At 69.1% G+C, this 26,396-nt stretch carries 11 protein-coding genes and 1 tRNA gene; 9 read left to right on the top strand and 3 right to left on the bottom strand.

The window, feature by feature from the left end; translation table 11 throughout:
* Positions 1 to 41: 41 nt before the first annotated feature.
* The 8 genes from sppA (at position 42) to QHF84_RS18925 (ending at position 15,811) form a co-directional block, all read left to right on the top strand.
* Positions 42 to 1,856 carry a signal peptide peptidase SppA gene (sppA, locus tag QHF84_RS18960; protein WP_281314732.1) on the top strand — a complete coding sequence of 605 codons (1,815 nt, stop codon included), beginning with the start codon at positions 42 to 44 and terminating at the stop codon, positions 1,854 to 1,856.
* Positions 1,857 to 1,902: 46 nt separating this feature from the next.
* Positions 1,903 to 8,616, top strand: a complete 6,714-nt coding sequence (locus QHF84_RS18955; RefSeq protein ID WP_281314731.1) for a hypothetical protein — start codon at positions 1,903 to 1,905, stop codon at positions 8,614 to 8,616.
* Positions 8,617 to 8,865: 249 nt separating this feature from the next.
* Positions 8,866 to 9,453: a hypothetical protein gene (locus tag QHF84_RS18950; protein WP_281314730.1), complete on the top strand. Its 588-nt coding sequence runs from the start codon at positions 8,866 to 8,868 to the stop codon at positions 9,451 to 9,453.
* A 2-nt stretch (positions 9,454 to 9,455) separates the two neighbouring features.
* Complete coding sequence (locus QHF84_RS18945) at positions 9,456 to 11,231, top strand: carboxypeptidase-like regulatory domain-containing protein (RefSeq protein ID WP_281314729.1); 1,776 nt, start codon at positions 9,456 to 9,458, stop codon at positions 11,229 to 11,231.
* Between the two features lie 69 nt (positions 11,232 to 11,300).
* Complete coding sequence (locus QHF84_RS18940) at positions 11,301 to 12,461, top strand: ATP-binding protein (protein ID WP_281314728.1); 1,161 nt, start codon at positions 11,301 to 11,303, stop codon at positions 12,459 to 12,461.
* An 87-nt stretch (positions 12,462 to 12,548) separates the two neighbouring features.
* Positions 12,549 to 12,630 (top strand) — tRNA-Leu (locus QHF84_RS18935).
* 92 nt (positions 12,631 to 12,722) lie between these two features.
* Positions 12,723 to 13,280 (top strand): hypothetical protein, encoded by a 558-nt coding sequence (locus QHF84_RS18930; protein WP_281314727.1) that lies wholly within the window; start codon positions 12,723 to 12,725, stop codon positions 13,278 to 13,280.
* Positions 13,281 to 13,417: 137 nt separating this feature from the next.
* A complete protein-coding gene (locus tag QHF84_RS18925) occupies positions 13,418 to 15,811 on the top strand; it encodes an MYXO-CTERM sorting domain-containing protein (RefSeq protein ID WP_281314726.1) in 2,394 nt (797 codons plus the stop codon).
* 145 nt (positions 15,812 to 15,956) lie between these two features.
* On the opposite strand, the gene QHF84_RS18920 is transcribed toward QHF84_RS18925, so the two are convergent.
* Positions 15,957 to 16,115, bottom strand: coding sequence for a hypothetical protein (locus tag QHF84_RS18920; protein ID WP_281314725.1), 159 nt, complete (start codon positions 16,113 to 16,115; stop codon positions 15,957 to 15,959).
* 1,078 nt (positions 16,116 to 17,193) lie between these two features.
* Between QHF84_RS18920 and QHF84_RS18915 the strand changes: the two genes are divergently transcribed.
* Entirely contained in the window at positions 17,194 to 23,439 is a 6,246-nt protein-coding gene (locus QHF84_RS18915; RefSeq protein WP_281314724.1) for an RHS repeat-associated core domain-containing protein, read from the top strand.
* Positions 23,440 to 24,081: 642 nt separating this feature from the next.
* Here QHF84_RS18915 and QHF84_RS18910 read toward each other — a convergent pair.
* Both QHF84_RS18910 and QHF84_RS18905 read right to left on the bottom strand, forming a co-directional pair.
* Positions 24,082 to 24,729 carry an HAD family phosphatase gene (locus tag QHF84_RS18910; protein ID WP_281314723.1) on the bottom strand — a complete coding sequence of 216 codons (648 nt, stop codon included), beginning with the start codon at positions 24,727 to 24,729 and terminating at the stop codon, positions 24,082 to 24,084.
* Between the two features lie 44 nt (positions 24,730 to 24,773).
* On the bottom strand, positions 24,774 to 26,321 hold the full coding sequence (locus QHF84_RS18905) for a serine/threonine-protein kinase (RefSeq protein WP_281314722.1): 1,548 nt from the start codon (positions 26,319 to 26,321) through the stop codon (positions 24,774 to 24,776).
* Positions 26,322 to 26,396: the final 75 nt, after the last annotated feature.

Raw genomic sequence — 26,396 nt, 5'->3', positions numbered from 1 at the left:
AAAAGCGGCGGGACCGACGGGTGCGTCTGGGGGCTTTCGGCGTGACGCTCGGAGCGGCGGTCGCGATCGCGGGTGCGGGCTGCGAGGGGAGGCCGCGGAGCACGACGAACGCGCGGGTCTCGCCGGCGCTCACGGGGCCGGCGGTGGTCGAGATCGATCTGTCGCGTGGGGCGCCCGAGTCGTCGCAGGGCGGGCTCTTCGGCTCGCCGCGCGGGCGGACGCACGCCGAGCTCGTGGAGGTGATCGGCGCGGCGAACGAGCGCGGGACGACGAAGGGGTTTTTCGTGAAGCTCGGGACCGCGGGGCTCGGGCTCGCGCGGGCGAACGAGGTCGGGCTGCTGCTCGCGTCGATCCGCAAGGCGAAGAAGCCCGTGGTTTGTCACGCCGACGATCTCGGCAACGCGACGCTCTTGCTCGCGTCCGTGGGCTGCGATCGGGTCTGGGTGAGCCCGGCCGGAGGCGTGGAGTCGGTGGGCATCGCGGCCGAGCTCGTGTTCGGTCATCGCCTGCTCGAGAAGCTCCACGTCGAGGTGAATTTCCTTCAGGTCGGGAAGTACAAGGGCGCAGAGGAGCCGTTCACGCGCGACAGCGCGAGCCCCGAGGCGAGGCAGTCGGTCGAGGGCGCGCTGCGCGGGCTGCGATCGGCGTGGCTGTCGGCGATCGCGGAGGGGCGGGGCAACCCCGGGCTCGCGGACGTCGTGGAGGATGGGCCGTTCCCGCCGGAAGAGGCGAAGGCGAAGGGGCTCGTCGACGAGGTCGGGTACGCGGATGAAGCGCGCGAGGAGGCGAAGAAGCTCGCGGGCGCGGATCGCGTGAGCGTGAAGTTCGGCGGAGGCGCGTCGCCGGAGCCGGTGTCGGGTGGGCTCATCGACGTGATCCGCGTGCTCGCAGGGCCGGGCTCGGGCGGAGAGCCGCACGTGGCGATCGTGCCCGCGACGGGGGCGATCACGATGGGCGGCGCGCCGTCGTCGCCGCTCGGCGGGAGTGACGGGATCAACGAGCGTGATCTCGGCAAGACGATCGCGCGGCTCGAGAAGGACGAGTCGACGAAGGCGGTGGTGCTGCGGATCGACTCGCCCGGCGGATCGGCGCTCGCGTCGGATCTCCTGTGGAAGCGGCTGATGAAGCTGCGCGGGGACAAACCGCTCGTCGTGTCGGTCGGCGGCATGGCCGCGAGCGGCGGGTATTACCTGGCCTGCGCGGGGACGAAGATCGTTGCAGAGCCAACGAGCATCCTCGGGTCGATCGGCGTGGTGTCGGGCAAGCTGGCCGTGGGCAAGACGCTCGAAGAGATCGGCGTGACGACCGAGACGATCGCGGCCGCGCCCGATCCGCTCAAGGCGAAGCGCGCGACGTACATGTCGCCGTTCGTCGCGTGGGACGATCCGACGCGGCAGAAGGTGCTCGGGTCGATGCAGTCGATCTACGATCTGTTCGTCCGGCGCATCTCGGAGGGTCGCGGGATGGCGGTCGAGAAGGTCGCCGAGAGCGCCGAGGGCCGGATCTTCGGCGGGGTCGAGGCCAAGGAGCGGGGCCTCGTCGACGAGCTCGGCGGGCTCGTCGACGCCGTGACGCTCGCGCGAAAGCTCGCGCATCTGCCGGACGATGCGCCGGCCGAGGTGGTGGGCGAGGGCGGGGGGCTCCTGGAACTCCTGGAAGCGTCGGAGGACGCTGAGACGGGCGCGACGCAGGAAAGCGCGGCGGTAAAGGCAGCACGGCAAGCAGCCGTGGACGCACTTTTGCCGGAGGTGGGCGCGCTCCTGCCCGAGGTCGCCCGTTATCTGGGGTCGATGGCGCCCCTTCTTTCGGGCGAGCGAACGCTTGCGGCCATGCCGTTCGGGCTGATCGTGCGTTGAGCTCACCGCTCGTCCGCGGCCTCTGATAGCCTGGCCGCGCCCTTCCATGAGCTCTTCGGCCCATTTCTCCGCGACGGATGAAGACGCCGCGCCGGTCGCGCGGCGCGGCACCATGCCGCCGCCCGAGCTCGCCGACCGGCCAGCGCCCACCTCGGCAGGTTCGCTCGTGCTGGAGGCGAACCGCACGGAAGAGCCGATCGTGCGGCATCACGGGCCGCGCGCGGAGATCGCCTTTCTGCGCGGCGTGGTCGCGCGGTGTCGAGACGCCGGCGACGCAGCAGGCGAGCGCGAAGCCGCGAACGCGCTCGGGCGGCTGCTCGCGTCACGCGAGACGGAGCTCGATACGGCCGTGAACATGGCGCGGCGCGCGCTCGCGCTCGGCGAGGACGAGGCGCTGCGTTCGGAGCTCGCCGAGTGGCTCGCGGGGCTCGGCGAGCCGGTCGCGGCCGCAGAGGTGCTGCGCGCATCGGTGGATCCGGCGCGGCCCGCTTCGTCGGCGCAGACGCTGCTGAAGATCGCCGTGCTGCTCGCGCGAGGCGCCGATCCGAAGGGCGCGGCCGCGGCGCTGAAGGAGGCGGCGGCGCTCGATTCGAGCCAGCCCATGCCGCTCGAGCTCGTCGGAACGATCGCGGCCTGGGCAGAGGAGGCGATTCCCAAGGCGGACGCGGCGGCGGGATATTTGACGGCGGCGGCGCGGCACGAGGCGCTCGAGGACGCGGACAGCGCGCTCGAGGATCGGCTGCGCGCGTTCGAGATCTCGCCCGAAGACGAGATGGCCGCGAACACGATGGTCGACGCGCTCGCCGCGCGTGGAGCGGCGGGAGCGGCCGACGAGGCGTTGCGTGATCACGCGCTCGCCGCCTTCCAGACGAACCGGTACCGCGCGCGGCAGGTGCACCTGCGCCGCGTGTCGCGGGCGCTCGACGAGGGGAGCGCGGCGCGCGCGATCGCAGCCGTGCTCGACGCGGGGATCGTGGCCGAGGTCGAGAGTGATCTCGGGCTGCTCGCGGATCGCGCCGTCGCGCTCGCGTCGCTCGACGGGATCGCCTCGGTGCGGCGCGAGCTCCGGCAGAAGGGCGGGAGCATCGCGTCGATCGCCGCGCGCGCGAAGGGCTCGGAGGTCGCGGCGGCGGCGCTGCTCCAGGCGACGCTCGGCGCGTCGAAGGAGCGCGAGCGCGCCGACGCGCTCGTGCAGATCGCAGCCGAGACGAATGGAGAGATCAGCGCGAGCCTGCTCGCGGTGGCCGCGGAGGGTTACCTCGGGCTCGGGCTCGCGTCGCTCGCGCGGAGGACGGCCGAGGACGCGTGCCTCGCGGATCCCGCGTCGGCGCGGGCCCTGTCGGCGCTGGCGAAGGCGACGATCGCGATGCCGGATCTCGACGCGGCGATGGCGGTCGAGGGCGGCGCGTCGACGATGCTGATCCGCTCGTCGCTCTGCGAGGGTCTCGCGAAGTCGTTCGAGACGGTCGGGGAGATGGCGCTCGCCGTGACGTGGACGCAGCGCTGGCTCGCGCTCCGCCCGGGGTGCCCCGACGCGATGCGTGAACTCGTACGGCTTGCTTCGCAGGCGTACGATCCGGACCGGCTGGAGGACGCGCTCGGGTGGGTGCTCGCGCAGCCGCGGCCCCTCGACGACATGTCGAGCCTCTTCGGCGACGCGCTCTCGCTGCTCTTCGAGCTCGACGCGCCGCGCGCGATCGACGTCGGGAGGCGCGCGCTCGACATGTACGGGCCGCGCGTGCCGGGGCTCCGCGGTCGGCTGCTCGCGATGAGTGATCGCGCGGGGGACGTGGCGCTCGGCGTGGTGCTGCTCGAACGGCTCGTGTCGGCCGACACGAAGAACGAGCGCACGATCGAGCGGCTCTTCGATCTGGCGCAGCGGCGCGCGGCGGCGGAGGACTGGGACGGGGCGGCGGCGGAGCTCGCGCGCGCCGCGGAGAAGGGCGCGGAGTCGCGGCACCTGCACGAGCACCTCGACGCGCTCGACGACAAGATGCAGCAGAGCGGCGCGTCGCTCGGATCGGACGGGCTCGTCTCGTTCGTCGAGGCGAGGGTGCGCGCGCTCGGGGATCTCGTCGACGGGCCGGAGCAGTCGGCCCTGGAGAACCTGTCGAGCGGGCTCCGGGATCTCGGGGCCGTGCGCTGGGATCTCGCGCAAGATCCGGTAGGCGCGGAGGACGCGTTCTGGCGCGCCGCCGTGGCCGCGCCGCGCGGCGGGATGGAGCGGTACGCGCGCGACCTCGTGACGTTCGCGGGGCCTGCGGCCGCGCTCGACGCGATCGTGCGGCGCGCGGAGACGCTCACGAACGAGCCGCGCAGGCGCGCGAGCCTGCTCATCGAAGCGGCGAACCTGGCCGTCGCGAACGGGCTGCCGAAGCGCGCCCTCGAGATCGGCGCGAGCGCGATCCAGATCGATCCGTCACGCGCCGAGGCCGTGGCGATCGTCGAGCGATCGTCCGCCGTGGAAGGCGGCATCGACGTCCTCGATCGCACGTACGACGTGCTCGCCGCAGCCGCGCTCGGTTGTTACGGGCGGCGCGCGGCGCACTACCGCGGCGCACGTCAGCTCGAACGACGAGGCGCGATCGACGCGGCGTTGCGCCACGCGGTCGCGTGCTACGAGGCCGTCCCCTCCGAGGGCACGTCGTACGTCTTGATGGCGCGCCTCGCGGAGCGCGGCGGCAACCCGACCGAGGCGATCCGCGCGATCGAGCGCGTCGCCGAGGCGGCCGAAGGAGGCGTGCGGGCCGCGTGGCTCAAGCGCGCCGCCTCGCTCGCGAAGTCCGCGGGCGAGGGCAGCCGCATGCGCTTCGACCTGCTCCTGCGCGCCCTCTCGGCGCGGCCGGACCTCGGGACCGTCGAGGAGATCGGCGAGGCGCTGCGCAAGCTCGTCGCATCCGTGAGCCACGTCGGGCCGCTCGTCGCCCGCTTCGAAAGCACGGCCCTCGCCGCGTTGAAACGCACCGACGGGCCCGACGGCGCGCGCGTGGCCGTGGCCCTCGCCAAGGTCGCGTTCGGCGCGCTCGGCGCGCACGCGCTCGGGCTCTCGCTCGTCGAGCGTGCCGTGGCCGCGGACGGCGACATCGACGAATACGACACGCTCGTCGAGCTCGCGCCCGTGGTTGCGGCCGGCGACGCCGCGGCGACACGCGCCTTCCTCGAAGCGCTGCTGCAAGCCGTCGCCAAGCCCTACGCGAGCGTGGGCGTCGCGCTCCTCCGCCTCGGCGGAAAGCTCGCGCAGGCGCTCGGCGATCCGCTCGTCACGGGCACGCTCCTCGTGCAGGCGGCGCGCCGCGCCCCGGAGGACGAGCTGCTCGTGAGCGACGCCGACGCGGCCGTGTTCGCCTCGGGCGACGCGGCGCTCGCGCGGGACCTCGACGCTGCCGTCGCGCCGGATGTTCGCCTCGCGGCCCTCTTGCACGTCGCCGAGCGCAGGGAGCGCGAGGGCAACTTCGCCGAGTCGATCGAGACGCTCGAGCGTGCCCTGCGCTCGCCGAGCATCACGCCCGAGCAACGCGAGGCCGCGCTCTCCAGCATGCGCCGGCTCTTCGTCCTGTCCGAGCGCGCGAGCGAGGCCGAGGCCGTTCTCGCCTCCGAGCTCGCGCGGCAGGACCTCGGGCCCATGTCCCGCGTGCGCATCGCGGTCGACCTCTCGACCATGCTCGCGGGACGCGGCGAGGACGCGGCCGCGCTCGACGTCCTGAAGCGCATCCTCCAGGACAGCGAGCCGACCGACGAGCTGCTCGCGACCACGCTGCGCCTCGCGCGCCGCACCGGCGATCGCCCCGCGCAGGTCGCGCTCCTGAACCTCCAGCTCCAGCGCACCGAGGACGCGGTCACGCGCGCCTCCATCCTGCGTGAGCTCGCGGCGCTCCTCGAAGCGCTCGGGGATCACAAGGCCGGCGTCGCGCACCTCAAGGCCGCGAGCGAGCTCGCGCCCGACAACGAGGAGGCCCTCGAAGGCCTCGAAGCGCACGCGGCCTCGCAGGGCGATCACGCCGCCGTCGCCGAGATCCTCGGCAAGCGCATCGCCGCCGCACAGGCGCCCGATCTGCGCCGCACCCTGCGCCTCCGCCGCGCCGCCGTCCTCGAGCAGCGCCTCGGCCGCCTGGAGGACGCTTGCGCCGAGCTCGACGCCCTCCTCGCGGAGACGCCCGACGATCCGAGCGCGCTCCGCTTCCTCGCCGACATCCGCGAGCGACTCGGATCGCCGCTCCGGGCCGCGCCCCTCTGGCAGCGCCTCGGCGAGCTCTCCGCGAAGACCGACGAGCGCGCCGAGTACGGCATCCGCGCCGCGAACGACTGGCTCGCCGGAGGCAACGCCCAGGCCGCGCGCAACATCCTGGAGAGCATCGCGCCCATCGCCGCGCGCGACGCCGTCATCGAGCTGCGCGTCGCGATCGCTCGCCATCAGGGCGACGCCCGCACCCTCTCCGAGGCCCTCGATCAGCTCGCCACCGCTTCCCGCGAGCCCGCGGACAAACGCGCGAGTTACCTCGTCGAGGCGGCCCGCGCCTCCTCCTCGACCGGCGACGAGGCGACGGCCCTCGACCGCGTCCGCCGCGCCGTCCGCCTCGCTCCGCACTCCGCCGACGCCGTCCTCGAAGCGCGCCGCCTCGAGTACCGCGCGCGCGGCGGCGGCACGCCTCGCGAAGCGCAACACGCCATCGACGAGCTCATGCGCATCGGCGAGCACCTCACGCCCGAGCAGATGGAGCTCCAAGCGTTCCTGCTCGCCGAGGAGCTCGACGTCATCCAGGGCGGCGGCGCCGGCATGCGCGAGCTCTCGCGCCGGCACGCCGCGTTCGGCCCGGCTCCGCTCATCGCCCTCGGCATGGCCGAGCGCCTCGTGCGCAACAAGAACTTCGACGCGGCCTTGCCCCTCTTCGAGCGCGCCTTGAGCGGCGACCTCCGCGGCCTCCGCAGCCGCGGCCGTGTCGCCCTCGCCGCCGCCGACGCCGCCCTCGCCGCGGCCCAGCTCGAGACCGCTTCGCGCCTGCTCGACACGGCTGCCGTCGAGCCAGACACCCGCCCGATCGCGATGCGCAAGAAGCTCGAGTTCGTCGCGGGATATGGCGAGCCCGAGGCTGCGCGCTCCGCCCTCTTCGACCTCATCCGCCAGAGCGCCGGCCTCGATCGCGCCCGCTTCCTCTACCAGCTCGGCCGCCTCGTCGTCGCCACCGACCCCGACGAGGCCATCCGCCTCTACGCCGACGCCTTCCCCCTCGCGGCCTCCGACCGCAACCTCGCCGCGCAGATCGCCGAGGAGCTCGCGCATGCGCGCAGGCCCCGCCTCATCGTCGAGCCCTCCGAGCCGCCGCCTCCGCCGCCTCCGCCGCCGGCCCCCGCGCCGCTCACCGACGATGGCCAGGGCCTCATGCTCGACCTCGAAGAGGCGTTCGAGAACGCCTTCGACGACGGCGCGGACGACGACGACGACATCCCGATCCCCCTCGCGGCGAGCGCCATCCGCTCCATGCCGACGGGCCTCCGTCCGCCGCCGCCGCCCGCCGAAATGCCACCTCCCGCGCCGCTCGCCGAGGAGCCCGCGCCGCCTGCGCAGCCGCGCGCCCGCACCGCGCCTCCCACCCCCGCGCCGGGCGGCGGACCTGCGCGCGAGACCGCGCTCTTCGAGCAGCTCATGGCCGGCTCGTACGACGCGGGCGAGCGCCTCGTCGAGGTCTACGGCGGCAACGCCGAAGCGCGCTCGCGTGACCTCCTCGTCGTCCGCAAGCACCAGGCCTCCTTGCGCCCCGGCGATCGCGTGACGCTCCAGAAGCTCCACGAGGCCGCCCAGCTCGACCGCAACGGCGCCTATGCCCGCGCCGTCGAGCACGTCCTCGCCGGCTTCGATCCGGCCGGCCGCGCCGTCGCGCCGCCGCCGCTCTCCGCGCTCGCCTCGGCCCCCGAGCTCGTCCTCGCGCTCCTCTTCCGCAACGTCGAGAGCCCCATCAACGAGGCCCTCGCCATCACCTGGGAGACCGGCCGTTATCGCCGCGAGCCGAGCCACTACGGCCTCACCGGCGCCCTCCGCGTCCAGCCCGGCGCCCCCACCGTCCTCGGCGACGTCTGGGGCTCGGTCACGCGTGTCTTCGGCGCCGCGCGCACCCCGCTCTTCCACCGCCGCGTCCCCGCCGGCGCCCCGAACCAGGCTGCCCTCAACGTCCAGGTCGCGCTCCTCGCGCCGCCGGCCGTCGTCCTCACGGGCGAGATCCGCGAGGAGACCCCCGAGCTTCGTTACCTCCTCGGCGCTTCCATCGCCGGCGCCATGCCCGAGCACGTCCTCGTCCGCCTCCCCGAGGAGCACCTGCGCACCCTCATCGAGGCCCTCCGCGCCGCCTTCGGCCCCGTTGGACCCACCGGCGGCACCGACCCCGGCGTCGCGCGCCTCGGCCAGGACCTCTGGCAAATCGTCCCGCCTCGTGGCGACCGTCGCCTCCGCGAGATCTTCGCCCAGCCCGACGGCATCACCTACGAGTCCGCCATCGAGAGTGCTCGCCGCGCCGCTCGCCGCGCCGGCCTCTTTGCGAGCGGCGACCTCCCCACGGCCCTTCGCCAGGTCGTCGCCGAGCTCAAGCTCGATCTCGACATGCCCCTCACGGCCGAGGGCGGCCTCGCGCGGGCTTGCGCGGCGCATCCGGCCCTCGCCGATCTCGTTCGACTCGCCACGCGTAGCGAGTATGCCGAGGCCCGCTTCCGCGCGGCGCCGTCCACCGAAGGGAACAAGAACGGACCGCCGAGCCGATTCCGTGGCACTTGATGGAAGGGGCTCGTGCGGCGACCGCTGCGCCGTGCCACGCCCCAGAAGGAGGTGCCCTTGCTCGTCGCTCGCCCGCTCTCGCCCGCCCTCTCGCCTGCGCGTCGGCTCGACCCTCCCAGCGCGCCTCGAAGGCCCGTGCCGCAGGCACTCCAGGACCTGACAGCGCTGTCAGGGGTGCCGCGCCGTCCGTCTTCGCCTGAAGGCCATTTCCCGGGCCTCGGCCCGCTGGCCCGAAGATCGCTTCAGGCGATGTCGCTCGCCCTGCTCGCTCCAGGTTGCCTGGTCACTGCGGAGCCCGTCACGTACGAGCCGCAGCAGACACCGCCGATCCTCGTCGCCTCGGGCCTCGACCCCGATCCGCGCTCCATCCTGCTCGTGGGCGGCGACCTCGGCTTGCCCGAATTTCCGATTGCCGCGTCGGTGGCCTCCGAGGATGCCGGGGAATCCGTCAAGGCCGCTCTTTACATCGATTACGGACTTCAGAACCCCTTGGAACAGCCCTTCCGGAACATATTGCCGAATTGGCCGGAGCTACCGGCGGCGACGCTGGCGGACGGGCCACGCCCGCTCGTGGGGGTTCTTTACAAGGTGGGCGTGGTTGCGCTTCAGCCCGGCTGCCATCGCCTGACGCTCGTTGTCTCGCATGAATTCGATACCAGGACCGGTTGTCCCAAAGACCTCCGGGATTCGAGCCAGATCACCTGGCATTTCCGGCAATGCGACGTCGGCGACTGTCCGCCGGTCCTGGAGAATTGTCCAACCGCCGAAGTTAGCTGCCCGCTCGATCCCACGGCGGTGACGAGCGAGCTGAACGACGCCGGGACCACGGGAGGTTGACCTTGAAACGCGCGTTCTCCTTGACTTCTGCTCTCTTCGTGTCAGCGGCCATGCCCATCCTCTCCGGATGCTTCGCGCTCGGAGGATTCGCCGACGAGGCCGTGAACGCTTGCTCCTCCGACGAGGACTGCCAAGGCGGCGGCGTCTGCGCCAGCGTCGACGGCTTCCAGACCTGCGTCGGCACCAAGGTCGATCTTCCCGGCCTCATCCTCGAAGTGCGCCCCACGGCCGAGGCGAACTCGGGCGCGAACACGCCTTACCTCGTTCCGTTCGGCGGCGAGGGCTTCATCGACCAGTCGAGCGCGGGCCTCGTCGTCGAGCACGACATCCAGCTCTCGCACGTCGTCGTCTCGCCGATCGAGCTCTACGTCGACTACGACTACAAGGGCTGCCCCCTCTCGCCCGAGGGCAAACTCGAAGCGGACTTCACCTTCTACCGCGACGCCCAGCACGCGGGCCTGCCCGATCACGAGGCCAAGGCCGTCAAGCAGGAGGGCTTCACGGACGCCTACTCCGTCGAGATCCCGCCCGGCATCTACGACGTGCACGTCGTCCCGCGCGCGCCCGAGAACTGCCCCGCGCCGCCGCCGCCGCCCATGTACTACCGCGGCATCGACCTCAACCAGGGTGGCCAGATCGACCTCCACCTCTCCGAGGCGCCGCGCGTCATCTCCGGCAGCATCTCCTTCCCCGAAGGCAAGGACTTGAACGGCTGGTCGATCGAGGTCGTCGAGCCCAAGCACGGCATCCCCGTCTCGCGCACGCAGGTCCTCACCGTCGACCCGCCCCTCGCGCTCTTCACGAAATACAACCTCGAGTACTACTGGGACTTCGGCCTCGAGAGCTCGCCCATCCTGCGCCTCCGGCCGCCGCCCGACGATCCCAATGCGCCGAAGTTCTTCTGGCAGGTCGCCTCGCTGAGCCCCCTCAACCCCGACAGCAAGAACATCCAGGCCGACCTCACCCTCATCGACCTCGACGCCGTCGGCCGCAAGGTCACGTCGTACGTCGTCGACGCGAGCAGCGCCGCCGTCGTCGCCACCGTCTCCTTCCGCAGCCTCGAGCTCTCCGGCAACGCCTCGAACAGCGCCATCTACAGCGCCGTCGTCGACACCGACAACGCGGGGATATTCTCGGTGCTCCTGCCGCCCGGCAAGTACCGCGTCACCACGCACCCCACCTTCGACCTCACGAAGGCCGTCACCACCGAGGACGGCTTCGAGGTCCCCGCCGACGGCGAATGCGTCTGCGGCAAGGGTTTTACGGTCCGGGACAAGTCCATCGTCTCCGGCGAGGTCGTCCTGCCGAACGGCATCCCTCTCTCCATGGGCTCGGCCTCCGTCTCCCCCTCGCGCACGCCCGCGCGCCCGTACCTCTCGCGCAGCCTCCTCGCCGACGCGCCGGCCTCGCAACCGATGTCCACGCCGCTCGGCTTCGCGGGCGAGTTCTCCTTGCTCGCCGATCCCGGCCTCGCCGATCTGCTCGTCGTCCCGCCGCCCGGCTCGCTTTATCCGTGGATCGCGAACCCACAGGTCAAGGTCGTGGCCGGTCAAGCCTTCGACTTCGGCGCGCTCGTCCTCCCGTACCCCGTCGTGCTCCGCGGCGAGGTGCGTGATCCACTTGGACAGATCGTGCCGAACGCGACCCTTCGCGCGTGGATGCCGGTCAAGGCTTCGGGCACCGAAGAGACCGTGGTGATTCAGATTGCGGAGGGCGCCACGGATTTCGCGGGCCGCTACCAGATGCCCCTCGCTCCGTCCCTCGCGCTTTCGAAGTAGGCGTGCGCGCTGTCACGCGCCTGCGTCCCGGGGGTACACGCTCGCCTCGGTCCGGGATAGGCTGGAGGCGTGGCGGAGTCCGACACCGGTAAGGACGAGGCGGCGCGCGGACGAGGCTCTTCGCAGGATGCGAGCCGCGGGCCCTTGGCCGACAAAGAGAGCGCGCGCATCGACGGCGATCCCGCGTTGCGACGCTCGACCGATCGAGACCTCGCGGGCGTCCTCCACGAGGTCTCGAACGCGCTCACCGTCGTACTCGGATGGATCGACCGCGCGCGTGGCGAGATCGACTCCCTCCCCACCGTCGAGGACGCGCTCGCCATCGCCGCATCACGCGCGCGCCATGCGAGGCAGATCGTCCGGCGCGCGATCGGCGCCGACGTCCCCGACGACGTACCCGCTTCCGTCGCGACGATCCTCGCCGAGGCTGCGAAGGGCTGCGAGCCCGAGGCCAAACGTGGCGGCGTCGAGCTTCGCACCTCGCTCGACCCTGCGCTCGAAACGGCGCATCTGCCGGGCACCTCCGTCATCTTGCAGATCCTCACGAACCTCTTGCTCAACGCCGTCGCCGTCTCGCCTGCGCGAGGCTCGGTGCATCTCGACGCGAAGCTCGACGGACTCGACGACGTCGTCTTCGGCGTGACCGACGAAGGCCCCGGCGTGCCCGTCGAGCGCCGCGCCAACTTGCTCGACGCGGGCGTCACCACGCGCGCGGGCGGCGCGGGCATCGGCCTTCGTTATGCGGCTGCGCTCGCGCGCGAGTCGGGCGGCACGCTCTCGCTCGTGCGGGCCGAGCCTTCTGCGCGGTTCGAGCTTCGCTGGCCTCGCCGCCCCTCCTCGCCGCCGGCGCCGCCGCACTCGGCGCGCAAGCCTGCGATGGTCCTCGCGGGCAAACGTATCCTCGTCGTCGAGGACGACGACGCCGTCTTCGATCTGCTCGAGGCGGCGCTCGCGGCGCGCGGCGCGACCATCGTGCATGCGCGCACGCGCGCCGAGCTCGGCGTCGCGCTCCAGACGGGCACCCTCGACGCGGCGCTCTGCGACCTCTCGCCGTTCGGCGCGGACGTGCACGGCGCGCTCGTCGAGATCCGCGAGACGAACCCGTCCGTGCGTATCGTCCTCATCTCGGGCAACGTGCGCGACCTGTCGGGTTTGCCCGCGTCCTTCGAGGTCAAGGCCGTGCGCAAGCCCTTCGAGATCGGCGAGATTGTCGCGGCGCTCACGGCCTGAGAACAACCTCGACGGCCCCGTAAAAAAAGTGGTTGACATTGGAGGCGGAACGGGTAGGTTCCGTCGCCTCGAAGCAAGCGGTTCCGAGCGAAGGTGGCGGAATTGGCAGACGCACTAGCTTGAGGTGCTAGCGGGTAACACCGTGGGGGTTCAAGTCCCCCCCTTCGCACCCCGAAGTGGTCCACACGGATCGCGAGTCAGAGAGAGAAAAGGGCCGGTCACCGTAAGGTGCCGGCCTTTTTCGCGTTTGGGGGTTTCGACATGTCCTTGCGTCTCCTGCGTCCGGCGTCCTTGTTCCTTGCGCTCGTGCCCGTCGCGCTCGCCGCCTGCGCGGCGGCTCCGAACTCCGAGGCCCCGGCCACGGCGGCGGTCGAGGTCCCGGCCGAGCCTGCGCCGCCGCCGCCCTCTGCAGCCACGGCCACCGTCTCGTCGACGGCCGCCTCCGACGAGCTCCGGACCCCGGACGACGCCCAGATGGACCTGGCGCGCTGGGAGATCACCTTCCTCAACGTGATGGTCGTGGCGGACGAGGAGAGGAAGTCCTCGGCCGATGCTGCGGCTCCGCGACCGCAGCCCAAGCGAGCGCCGGCGGGGGCTGCCAAGCCGGTTACGCCCGAGGGGATGTCGGCGACCGGCGGCGAGGAGAGCCCTTGCCATGGCGCGTGCCGCGCGTACGCCTCGATGAAGCGCGCCGCCACGCGGCTCTGCGACCTCGCTGGAAAAGAGGACGATCGTTGTGCTGCCGCGCAGGAGCGCATCGATCGCGCGAACGAGCGGCTCAAGGCGGCTTGCCCGCGGTGCGAAAGCATCCGCGACTAGTCAATTTTCCGACGCTACATTCTCGTCGGACGATTCCAATCGTTGCCCTCGCTTTCGGGGCTTCCTAGGATCGATTCGCACGCGCCCTTTTCCGTGCGTGTCCCTAGTCCTCGGACTTCCCAAAGCAAGGGTCAACGATGCGCTTTTTCTCCTCCTTCTCGGCAAGCTTGATGGTCCTCGCGCTCGGCGGGACGGCGTTCGCCGCCTCCGGACCGCGCACACTCCTCGAGGTGGGCTCCTTCTCGCCCGCCGCGCAGAAGTCGCTCGCCTCGGTCAAGGATGCGGAACCCGCGGCGCTCGAAGCCTCGGCGCGCGCCATCCTCGCGGAGCGCGCGCCCTGGTCGCAGAGCCTCTCGCTCGGCCCCGCGCGCGGCGCGACGCTGCGTGGCGGCCGGCGCATCGTCAAGATGCCGCAGATGCACCAGGGCGTGCCCGTGCTGCATCGCGGCGCTACGGTCTCGTACGGTGACGACGGCGTCGCGCGTATCGTCGCGGCGCGCCTCTCGGAGGACCTGCCCGCCGACGTCGTGCCCGCGCTTTCGGCCGAGGACCTCGCTGAAAAAGCCTCCAAATCGGCCGGCGTCGACATGAACCCCAAGACGGCCCGGCTCGTGATCTGGCCCTCGGGCGGCGGCAATGTCCTCGCCTGGCATTTTTATGCGCCCGGCCTCGCCATTCCGTATGCGCCCGTCGTCGTCGTCGACGCGAAGACCGGCGACATCGTGGCGCGTTACAACGCCGCGGTCTCCGTGCACCAGGCGGACATCTTCCCGTCGAACCCCGTCAAATCGCCGCAGACGCACACTGTCACGCTGGGCTTGCCGGACGGGGCCGACCAACTCTCGAGCCCCCTCGTCGTCGCGAGCAATTGCATCGACATGAAGACGACGAAGAGCATCATGGGTTTCACCATCCATACCTGCGAGCTCGTGCAGACGGTGAAGGCGGACGCGGGCACGCTCGATTTCACGTCGACGGTGCCGGCCGAGGACACGGCGTCCGAGGATCCGTTCTCGGAGCTCCACATGTACGCGCACACCGAGATCGCGTATCGGTTTTTCCGGACCTTCAATCCTGAATTCAAGGTCCAGGAAGCCCCGCTCGACGCGGTGGCGAACCTGCGCCTGCCCGACGGCCTCTACGGCGGCAACCCGGCGAATATCGGCAACCCGAACGTTCCTCTCGTTCCCTTCCCGAATGCCTTCTTCTCGCCCGCGGATCCCTCGAATCCCTTCGGCTTGATCTTCGGCATCTCGGGCGCCGCCATGATGTTCGGCCAGGGCCCGAACAAGGATTACGCCTACGACGGCGACGTCATTTACCACGAGTTCACGCACGCCGTCGTCAACGCCACGATCCAGCTCGTTGGCACCCCGCACCTCGACGCGTACGGCATCGTCATGTCGCCGGGCGGCATGAACGAGGGCCTCGCCGATTACTTCTCGTCGGCCATCACGGGCGACCCCGACGTCGGCGAATACGCCATCCTGGACGCCGATCCGAGCGGCAAGGCCATTCGCAGCCTCGCGGCCCCCGACGCCTGTCCCAAGGCCATCGGCGGCGAGGTTCACCAGGACGCGACCCTCTTCTCCGGCGCGCTCTGGGACGTCCGCAAGGGTTTGGCCGACGCCCAGAAGGGCGAGCTCGACCTCGCCGTCTTCGCCGCGATGGAGGCCGCGCCCTCGGGCGACCTCCATTACCACGAAATGGCCGAGCTCATCATGGCCCAGGTCAAGACCTCCCCGCTCGGCGACGCCGTCGCCACCCAGCTCGAGGCGGCGTTCACCACGCGCGGCGTCCTGCCCGAGTGCACGCGCATCCTCGATTTCGCGGGCTCCACGATGGAGGGCCCGCTCCCCGTCCAGACCAGCGGCGGCGGCACCGTCGGCGTCTGGTTTGCGCCGAGCGTGACGGCGGCGAACATCGGCTCGAACCAGCAAGGCTACGTGCCCGGCGTCATCCAGGTCCGCGTGCCCCTGCCGGAGAACACCGAATCGCTCACCATCGATTTCGACGGCGCGACCACGGGCGGCAGCTCCCCGTTCGGCGGCGGCAGCTTCGAGCCCAAGGTCCTCATCCGCTTCGGCGAGGAGCCCCTCCAGTTCACGTACGGGCCCTTCAAGCCGACGGCCGACACCGTCGTCCTCACGCCGGACGGCGGCGGCTCCCAGGGCCTCAATGCGTACAACACCACCGCGATGGTCCCGGCCGGCATGAAGACGGCTTACGTGATGGTCGCCAATGCCGGCGACGGCGACGGCCTCTTCACGAACCTGACGTTCACCCCGGAGCAATCGTCGGGCGTGGGCGGCGCGGGCGGCGCGGGCGGCGCGGGTGGCGCCGGTGGCGCCGGTGGCGTGGGCGGCGGCGGCACGGGTGGCAATGACGGCACCGCGGGCGGCCCCGTCACCAACGACCCCGGCGGCTGCGGCTGCGCGGTCCCCGGCTCGTCCAGCGTCCCCGCGGGCGCCTCGCTCGCCGCCTTCGCGGCGATTGCAGGCCTGCTCGCGCGTCGCCGCCGGCAGAGCTAGCTCTTTCCGGCGCTCCGCCTCAAACCCCAAAATCCGCTTAGTCACGCCTCGTACATCATCCCGGTGGGGTACGTCCAAGCGTACCCCCACCGGCCAGCGGCGCTGAGCGTCTACCTTGTCGACGAATTGCTTGCGTATGTCGACGTCACGAAAGTCGCGATTGCAAGTCTGCGCTTTTCTTGCGTAACTTCTCGGCGCTCTTGCCCGCCGCGACGATCTCCTCCACCTCCGGGACCATGGCGACGAGCGCGGGCACGCCGCATTTCGCGAGCGTCTCGCTCCAATTGCTATGGGGGCGAGCCACCCACCGAGGACCGGCCGCCGGAATTTCGCGAGCGATTTGTTCTTAAAGAGCGCGGCCCGGAGCTGCTTGCGGGTATTGCCGTCCATCTCGTTGTCGACCGCGCGAGACGCGACCAGCAAAGGAGTCGAGCCCGTCGTCGGCGTTGTCGACGGCGGCCTGCACTTGCGACATGTTGGATGGGGCTCCTGCCGGTGGGTTCCGTGCTCTTCACATTTTGTTCTTGCTACACCAACAGTGTTCGATCTAGGTGTGCGCGCGCACCCACCGGATGCATGTAAGTGGGTCACTCTTGGTGGAGTGCCCCACACGGGCGTGACTTTTTTGGAGCTAGCTCATGGGTCGGCATATTGGACCTTCGGCTCGGACTGCATTTTTCTTCAAGTGGACACTCTTCGCGACGTTGCTCGGCGCGTTCGGCTTTGCCGGGGGCTGCCAGGGTGATTCAAACGCGCTTGGAAGCGCGGAGGAGGCGGAGCTCGGTACCGCCGTGCAGGCGTTGGGGACCTGCAATGACCATAACCCGTGCACGTGGGACTCACCCGTAGGCCTCGATCCCAACTGGCCATGTTATCATTTCCCCATACCCGGCGCGCCGTGCGACGACGATAGTAACGTTTGCACGGGCTTCGGGACCTGCGATTTGACTGGGCGATGCGTCCTGTCTGGCACCGCGCCGGCGGGGACGTCGTGCGATGATGGCCAGGCATGCAATGGCATGGATGCCTGCGACGGTATGGGGAATTGCAGCCCCGCGCAGAGCCCCGCGGCCGCGGGGACGAAGTGCGCGGGCGACATGCCCCCTTGCGTGACGGCAGAGTGCGACGGCCTCGGGGCGTGCACGACGACCATCCACCAGGGAGCCGTCTGCGACGACGACAATGGTTGTACGACCGCGAGCCAGTGCAACAGCGTCGGCCAGTGCTCGGGGACCACCTGGGCGCCGCAAGGGCAGTCCTGCAGCGACGGTAATGCTTGCAATGGACAGGAAACCTGCAACGGCCAGGGCAGGTGCGAGCCGGGGCAGCCTCTGGGGGGCCTCAATGTCCCGCTCGAGGCCTGCGATCCGAACACTGGAACGTTGCACGCCTCGGTTTGCGACCTCGACGATCTCAGCAAGACGACCACCGTCGCCGAGGCGGCCAAGTGCCTGTATCAGCCGGCGCTTCCGGGCGTCCCCGCACTGCAGCAGCCTTTCGATGGGCAGCCCGCGCTCTCGTTCGATGCCCTGCACGTGGCCATCGTGCACGGCAGGGTGGTGAAGAATGACTGGACTTCGCTGGCCAACGTCCGTGTCTCCATCCTCGAGCACCCGGAGTTCGGCTACACGCTCACGCGTAGCAACGGCGTATTCGATCTGGTGGTCGAGGGCGGCGAGCAACTGACGCTGGCGTATGAGATGCCGGGCTACCTGCCGTCGCAGCGCTGGGTGAAGACGGCGTGGAACGAGTACGCCACCGCGGACGTCGTGGAGATGCTCCCCCGCAGCGAGGTATCGGCGCCGGTGGATCTGCTGAATGGCAGTACGGCGAAGGGGGAGGTGATCGTCGACGAGCGAGGGATGCGGCAGCCGGTGGTGATTTTCCAGCCGGCAACCAGCGCCGTTGCCTACATGCCCGGCGGCACGCAGGTGCTGATCCAGGGCAATGCTCACCTGCGGGTGACCGAATACACGGACGGCGCAAACAGGCTGTCCGCGATGCCTGCCAGCCTCGCGGCGAACGTGGCGTATACATATTGCGCGTCCTACGAGATCGACGAGGCACAGGGGGCCGAGCGGGTGGTCTTCAGCAAACCCGTCACCATCTACCTCGACAACTTCCTGGACTTCGGGCTGCCCATGTCGGTGCCAGTGGGCTACTACGACGAGAAGCGGGGGACATGGGTGCCCAATGAGGCCTATAACCCCGACACGAATCGCACCGAGGTGAGCAATGCCCAGGTGGTGCAGATCGTGGACATCGTGAACGGCAAGGCCGTGCTCTCCGCGGGCATGGCCCAGAACGGTTCGCCGATCGCGATTGCTGGGCTGGCGAATCCGAACGCCCCGGAGGCCGACTATGAGCTCCGGGAGCTCGCCAAGCAGTACACGATTGGCAAGTTCCTGTGGCGCACCCGGATGGAGCACTTCACACCCCTCGACAAGAACGTGAATGTCGGCCCGCCGGAGGGCGCCCAACCGCCGGGGCCGGAGGACATCAAGCCGACCGACCTCGATGATCCCTGCAAGAAGCTTGGCTCGATCATCGAATGCGAAAATCAGGTCGTGCGTGAGCAGATCCCCGTAGTAGGGACGCCGTTCTCGCTCGCATACTCCTCGGGGAACGTGCCAGGGCGGCTGCCAGCGCTACGGATCCCGATCAAGAGGAACCTACACCCGAAGGCGATGGCCACGGTGGTGGAACTCCTCGTCGCGGGGTTGTACGAGCGTTGGTACCTGGGCGTCAATTTCGAAGGAAACTTCGACGTGGCGTGGTCGGGGCATGATTCCATGGGGCGCCTGCTGCAGGGGGCCCAGCATGCCCGGGTGAATGTCGGCTACATGTACCCCGGCATTTGGGGCGCGCCGCCCTATTTTGGCGGCAGCGACACGAGCCAGACCTGCGGCGGCGGACCCTGCAGTATAGTGGTGGGCTCCCCGCCGCCACCTGTCATCCTTTGGCGGTCCTACGCGACCCAGATCGGCCACTGGAACAGCCGGCTCGATCGCATCGGCGGCTGGAGCCTGGACGTGCACCACGCCTACGATGTGCAGGGCCAGACGCTCTACCTGGGCAACGGCGATCGGCGCAAGGCCGACAGCACGCTCTGGAAGCTCAAGAGCTACGCCGGCAATGGCGTCTCGGCGGCGTGGCATCCGAGCTACGAGAACCAACCTGCTGCGTCGGTTTCACTTGACTTCGAGCGCGTGGCGAGCGCGCCGGACGGAACCCTGTACGTCATCAGCGGCGGCGCCGCCGATTCGATCCGGCGCATCGACCCGGCCGGGATCGTCAGCACGTATGCACCGGGTGTCACTGGCCTGATGGACGTGGCGATGGGGCCCGGGGGTGCGTTGTACGGGGCCGATTTGAACAACGATCGCGTGTGGCGTATCAACCCCGATCAAACGCATCAAGTCATCGCGGGTGGCGGTCCCAGTGGAAACTGGTTGCCGGCCAATGAAGGCCAGTCGGCGACGTCGGTGCACCTCGAGTCGCCGAGGGCCCTCGCGGTCGCCCCGGATGGCAGCGTGTATGTCGCGACCACGAACGTCGTAGGCGGGGGCGCAGACGTGATCCGCCACATCGATCCTGCGGGGAGGATCTGGACCGTCGCCGGCAATGGCCTCAATGGCAGCCTGAGCACCGTCACCAACAAGCCGGCCGTGCAGACCGCGCTCGGAACCGTCAGGGCGTTGCTCGTGGGGCCGGACGGGACGCTGTTCATCGCGCACGACCATCGCATCAGCGCCGTGGGCACGGATGGCATTCTGCGCGAGGTCGCCGGGTCGACGACTTCCGGTTACTCCGGGGACGGCGGTCCTGCAAACCAGGCGAAGCTCGCTCACCCGCTGGCCATGGCCCTCGCCCGCGATGGCAGCCTCCTGTTCAGCGATTCTACCAACAAGGTGGTCCGCATCATCGAGCCCCCGCTCGTCACCGCCTACGAGAAGGCCGATCCGAACGATCCGAACTCTGCCGACATCGCCAAGGACAATGGCGTGATCGCCACGTTCGCAGGCAAGTTCTGGGAGAACAGCCAGCCGGCATCCTGCCTCGGCGGCTCCCCCCTCTGCGGCGACGGCGGCGCGGCGCTCGCGGCCTACTTCTCTACTCCTACGGGTATTGCGTTCGCTCCGAATGGCGATGTCTTCGTCGGCAGCCGCAGCGATTACCAACTCGCGCGGATCTCCCCCTTCATGCCCGGCCTTTCTGCCACCGACATCACCGTTCCTTCGGAGGGCGGCGAGGAGCTGTACGTGTTCGACTTCGCGGGCCGGCACCAGCGAACGTACAACGCTCTGACCGGTCACGTCGTCTATACCTTCGACTACGACCCTGGTACGTACAGGCTCGAGAACGTGATCGACGGGTTCGGCCAGGTGACGTCGATCGATTACACCGCTGGCACGATTACCGCGCCCAACGGCCAGGTGACGCACTTCGAGCTCGACGCACAAGGCTACCTGCAGAAGGTCACCAACCCGAAGTCCGAGAGCTTCGAGATGACGTACTGGCCGGCCGTGGCGCCGCCCATGAACGTGGTCGGGGCAAACCTCGGTGGCTTCGCCGAGGGCTTGCTGCATACGTTCACCAATCCCCTCAACGAGACGACCACACTCGAGTACGATGGCTGGGGTCGCCTGAAAAAGGACGAGAACGCGCTGCTCGCGGCACAGACGCTCGACAGTGACAAGCAGGACTTTCTCACCACAGTAACCTGGACGGGGCCGTCGTTCGAGGATTCGTTCGGCATTACCAGGTCGCAGCAGGAACTTCACACCGTGGAGCCCAAGGGCGGCGGCGCCGTCGAGCGCACGCATGTCTCGGCGGACGGCTCCACCATCACGATCACCGTCACGCCCGAGGGGGTTCAAACCACGGAGGAGCGGGGCCCGAACGGCACGGTGCTCAGCACGCGCGTGGCCAGGTTGCTGCCAGATCCGCGCTTCGGCATGCTGGCGCCCTACGTCGCGAACGAGACGATCACGATAGGCTCGCACACGCTCACCACGAGTCGCTCTCGCAGCGCGAGCTATGCCAGTGCATGGGACCTCACGACGCTGACGTATCTGGAGACCACGACCCGGAGCACATCGAATTCGACAAAGACGTCGACCTGGAGGATCGAGAACGACCCGAGCGCGTCCGACAAGAAGCTCATCACGATGATGTCGCCGGCGAACCGCGTGGCGACGATGCAGCTCGACGACAGGGGTCGCCCCGTCTCCACTGCGGGCCCGGGTCGTAAGCCCATCGAGCAGACGTACGATCCGTTGCCGAACCTTCACCCCGCTCAGCCGGCCACCATCACCGCTGGCGTGGGCGCGTCCGTGCCGCGGCAAATCTCGTTCACGTACGACACCAAGGGTCGCCTCTCGACCGCGTCGGAGCCCAATGACACGACACATTGGACGACGTTCGGCTACGACGCCGCGAATCGCCAGACGAGCCTGACGCGCCCGGATCTGAGCAACGTGACCTTCGTCCCAAATGCGATGGGCCAGCTGCTCTCGCTATCGCCGACGCCGACGCAGACTCACACGCAGAGCTTCACCGACGTGGGTCTGCTCGATATCTACACGCCTCCGGTCCTCAACAGTATCCCCAAGCCGACGCGCTACTTCTACCATCCCAACGGGATGCTCGATTATTACGAGCGTCCGACGGGGGACTTCGTGGAGTTCTCATATGACGCGTTCGGCCGCGTCCGGTCGACGTTTTTCACCGGGCTGCCGAACCAGCCCTGCGTCGACGAGGAAACGTACAACGGGGAAGGCCTGCCGCATACCTTGACCCGCACCTGCGGCACGAACAAGGCCCAGCTCGTCATAGGCTATGACGGCGCGCTACCCACGAGCATCATGCTCACCGACGCGCCCTTCGGCCCGTTCACCGTGAGCTGGACGCATTACGACGATCTGCTCATCCAGGCCGAGACGATCGCCGGCCACTCCATCGGTTACGAGTATGACAACGATGGTCTGCTCACCGAGGTGAAGACCGATGCTGGGGAGCTTTCGCTGTCGCTCGATCCGGCATCCGGAAAGCTCGACACCACGACCTTGGACAAGGTGGTGACCGACCTCGATTACGAGACCGACTTCGGCGCCCTGACATCGTCAAAGCTCTTTTTCAACGGCACCCTGAAGGCGCACTTCTCGTACGACCGGTACGACGCTGCGGGACGCATCGAGAAAGTGACCGAAATCATCGATGGCCAGACGACCACGTACGAGTACGTGTACGACCTGCGAGGCCAGCTCGAGGACGTCTTCAAGAATGGTAGCCTGGTCGCGGATCATTACGATTACGACGCCGCAGGCAACCGCACCGGCTTCATCCCTGCGGGCGGCGCAACGGTCACCGGGGTGCCCGACGCGCAGGACCGCATGGGCTCGTACGGTACGGCCACGTACGCGTACAACGACGACGGGCAGCTCATGTCGAAGACAGTGGGTGGTCAGCAGACCATCTACAACTACGACGCGCTGGGCGGCCTGCTCCGCGTCACCCTGCCGGGCGGACAGACGATCAACTACCTCAATGATCCGCAGGGCCGCCGCGTCGCGCGCCTCGACGGAAGCGGACAGCTCGTGCGCGGCTGGGTCTACGGCACGGGCTTGCTCCCCGAGGCGGAGGTCGACAGCAGCGGCAACATCGTCTCGATCTTCGTCCACCCGACGAGCGGCGCGCCGGACATAATCGTCAAGCCGAACGCGGGGCCGCAGCAGCAGGACGTCGCCTACCGTGTCTTCAAGGATCACCTGGGCAGCCCGCGCCTCGTCATCGATCTGGCCACGGGCAACATCGTGCAGCGCATCGACTTCGACGTGTTCGGCAACGCCACGTTCGTTGTGGATACGCTGTCGACGCCGGGAACGCACGACGCGCACCCGTTCGGTTTCGCTGGAGGTCTGCTCGACCAGGACACCGGGCTCGTCCGCTTCGGCGCCCGCGACTACGACCCGACCCTCGGGCGCTGGACGACGAAGGACCCGAGCCGCTTCAATGGCGGACTCAACCTGTACGGCTATGCGGGCAATGACCCGGTGAATTTTATTGACCTCGACGGCCGGGCGTACGGCCCCGCGATGGACTCGGCAACCAACGGCTTCCTCTTCTATACAGGCTTCGGCGCATTCGCCGGCGGCGTCCGGGCGCGGCACAACGCCCTCATCGCGACGTCGCGTGGCCAGATGAACAAGGCCGACTGCTACGCCAGGCTGGCCAACCGGCTCATCCCGCTTGGGCTGGAGGCTGTGACGACGGCCGCGACAGTGGGGGTAGGAGCGTCGGGGACGGGCGTCAGCGCGTTTCGTGCGGTTACTGCTGCGGAGCGAAGTGCTGCCAGGTCATTGGCTGCCAACATTGGAAGTGGTCACGGGTTTGACAAACATGTCGTCGCACGTGGAGAATTCGCATTGATCTCGTCACGGGCCGAATACGCGGCGGGAGCCGAGCGCGTGATGACATCGTCGGAAACTCTCGTGCGCGATCTGGCACGTGGACGTACCGCCTTCTTCCACGAGCCTTCGGGCACTATAGTCATCACCAAGGCTGGGCACGAGGGGACGATGTTCCGCCCGAAGGATGCTCTTCGTTACTTTCAGGATCTGCTATGAATAGAAAAATCGAGCGACTCGGTTCTGGCTCGGTTCGCGTTCTGATGTCCGCCGACGATCTGGACATCATCATATCGGCATTACGGGAGACCAATCAGGCTCTGGAAGACTGGGAGTTTGAGCTCCGCGTCGGGATGCCAAGGGAACGACTTCTCGAGCTATTGAGGTTCTTCAAGGATGAGTCATGAGACGGGTCCTCGCAGTCCCGGACGTGTGTCGAAAGAGAGGGGAACGCCAATGACGTCAAGCAAGAACCGTCACTCATTGCCGGAGTAACCGCATCCGGCAAGCCAGCCGCGTGTCCAACTAGGATAGCAGCGACTCCCCCGACGACGCGGAGGCGCAAAGCGGAGGCGGAATCGGCTAAGTGCCCCCGATGCTTGCCCTAAACTGATACCCCTAAATGTAGCCTGGGATTCCATCCCTCAAGTGCCACGCCATCACCCGAATCCGCCCCCTGGCAGCGGTGGCTCACCTTGACGTTCTCGCCTCCGCCTCCCCCCTTCCGGTCGCCTGCCCGCGCGGGAGCATCACGCTTCTTTCAATGATCACCGGACCGTCGACTCTTGGCCGAAGGTCAGGGGAGCCGAGGCGCTCGCTGCGCTTCTCAGCACCCTGCTGAATCCCCTTCCGGCGCGGGCGTTACGGCAACCGCACGAGCGCCCGCGCTTCCTCCAGGCTCCTCACCACCACATCCGCAAGCTCCACGAACGCGGCCCCATCCCCCTCGGGCACCGCGATCACCGCCATCCCCGCGGCCTTCGCTGCCCGCACGCCATTCTTCGAATCTTCCAGCGCGAGGCACCCCTCGGCCCCGACCGACAGCCGCTCCGCCGCGCGCAAATACACATCCGGCCACGGCTTCGCCCGCGGCACCTCCTGCCCGGACACCGTCACGTCGAAATGGTCGGTCAGGCCAAACCTTTTCAGACTCGCATCGATCAGCCGCCGCGGCGACGACGACGCGAGCCCGATCGGCAGCCGCCCCCGCGCCTCCTCCAGGAACGCCCGGGCAAACGGCTTCAGCGAAAGACTCTCCACGTGCGCGAGGAACCGATCTTCGAGCTCCGCCACGTCGCGCGCCTCGTCCACCGGAAAGCCGATCTGCTCCCCCATGATGTGCACGATCCGCCCGATCCCTTGCCCCGTGCAGGCGAGCGCCATCGCGTCGGTCCACTCGCCTCCACGTGCGCGGGCGAACGCGCGCTCCACCTCGTGCCAGAGCGGCTCCGAGTCGACGAGCAGCCCGTCCATGTCGAAGATCAGCGCGCGCGGGGAGAATCGGCTCATGTCGAGCCGCCGACTAGCGCGGGCACGCTGCCCCGGCAAGCGCTTCACTTCCGCGGCGTCGTCGTCGTCGTGGCCGGCGTGACCGGCCCGGAGCTCGGCTGCTTCGCATCGTGCTGCGAAGTCCCCACGGCCGCGGGCGGCGCCGGCGACGTGTGGGTTTGCCTCAGCCTGAGCGCCACGAACGCGCCCACGGCCGCCGCGAACACCACGACGAGCGCCACGAGCCAGCGAGCGCGGTCCGACCCGCGTGACGACTCGGGCCCCGCCTCGGCGAGCTCCGCCGGCGGCTCGACCGGCGCGAGCTGCTTCGTCTTCGCTGCCGGCGGCTCGGTCTTCGGCACCGTGTTTCGGTCGAGCGTCGGCGTCACCGGCGGCGCCTCCAGCGACGTCGGGGCGGGCAGGCTCGGCGGCGGCGGGATCTCCGGCGCGACTGCGTCGGGCCCTTCCATCGACGGCGGCATGCTCCGCAGGTTCGGCAGGTTCGCCCCCACGCCGGGCTCGCTCCCGCCGTGCGCCGTATCCACGCGCATCACGCGCATCGACGACGCGGGCATGTCCTCTGCCGACGGCGACGACGCCTCGCTCTGCCTGAGCTTCGCGATCTGCCGCTCGATGATCTTCCGGATCTCGGTGCGTTTGTCCGCGTAGACCGCCGTGACGTATTTGCCGATGTCCTCCGGCGTCACGCGGATCTTCGCGCCGTCCAGGTAGTCGAGGATCGCGCCGCGCATCTCCGCGGCGGTCGCATATCGATCCACCGGATCGTACGAAAGCGCCTTGGCGCAGATCTTCGCGAGCGCGGCAGGTACGTCTGGACGAACCGACTCGATCGACGGCAAATCGCCGGTCGCGAGCTTGTGGAGCACCTCCATGTCGGCGGCCTTGTCCCACATCTTGCGGCCGGCGAGGATTTCCCACAGCACGATCCCTGCGACGAACACGTCGGCGCGCCGATCGAGCGGCCTGCAGCGCACCTGCTCGGGGGCCATGTACCCGAGCTTCCCCTTCATGATTCCCGTGCGCGTCTCCATCATGCGCACGTCGGACTTCGCGATCCCGAAATCGAGCAGCTTCGCCTGACCGTCGTACGAGACGATCACGTTGTGCGGGCTCACGTCGCGATGCACGATGTTGAGCGGCTTGCCGTCGTAATCGGCGAGCTCGTGCGCGTAGTGCAGCCCTGCGAGCACGTCGGCGAGGATCCTGAGCAGCACCCCGGGCGGCGCCGGCGTCTTCGTCTTCGACGACCGGTTGATGAGCCGGTTCAGCGGCGCGCCTTCGAGGTACTCCATCGTGATGAAGTACACTCCCTTTTCCGCGTGCACCTCGAACGTCTGCACCACGTTCGGGTGATTCAGGCGCGTCGCGATCCGCGCCTCGTCGAGGAACATCTCCCGGCGCTCGGGATCCTCGGCGAACTCGGCGCGCAGCCGCTTCACGACCTGCAGCTTGTTCACGCCCAGGGGCCCCGCGACCACGGCGAGGAACACGTCGGCCATTCCCCCGCGGCCGAGGTTCGCGATCAGCTTGTACTTGCCGACGCTCACCGGCTCGTTGTCGGATAGGCTTTGCGCGGCAGACACGGAGTTCATGTTCGGTCAGGATCGTGCATCGGTGCAAGCGGGATCCGCCGCACCGTAGCGGCAGGTTTTCGACGCTTTCCGTCC

The organism is Polyangium sp. y55x31 (assembly GCF_029946505.1).
GTDB lineage: Bacteria > Myxococcota_A > Polyangia > Polyangiales > Polyangiaceae > Polyangium.
This window is presented reverse-complemented; position numbering and strand designations above follow the sequence as displayed.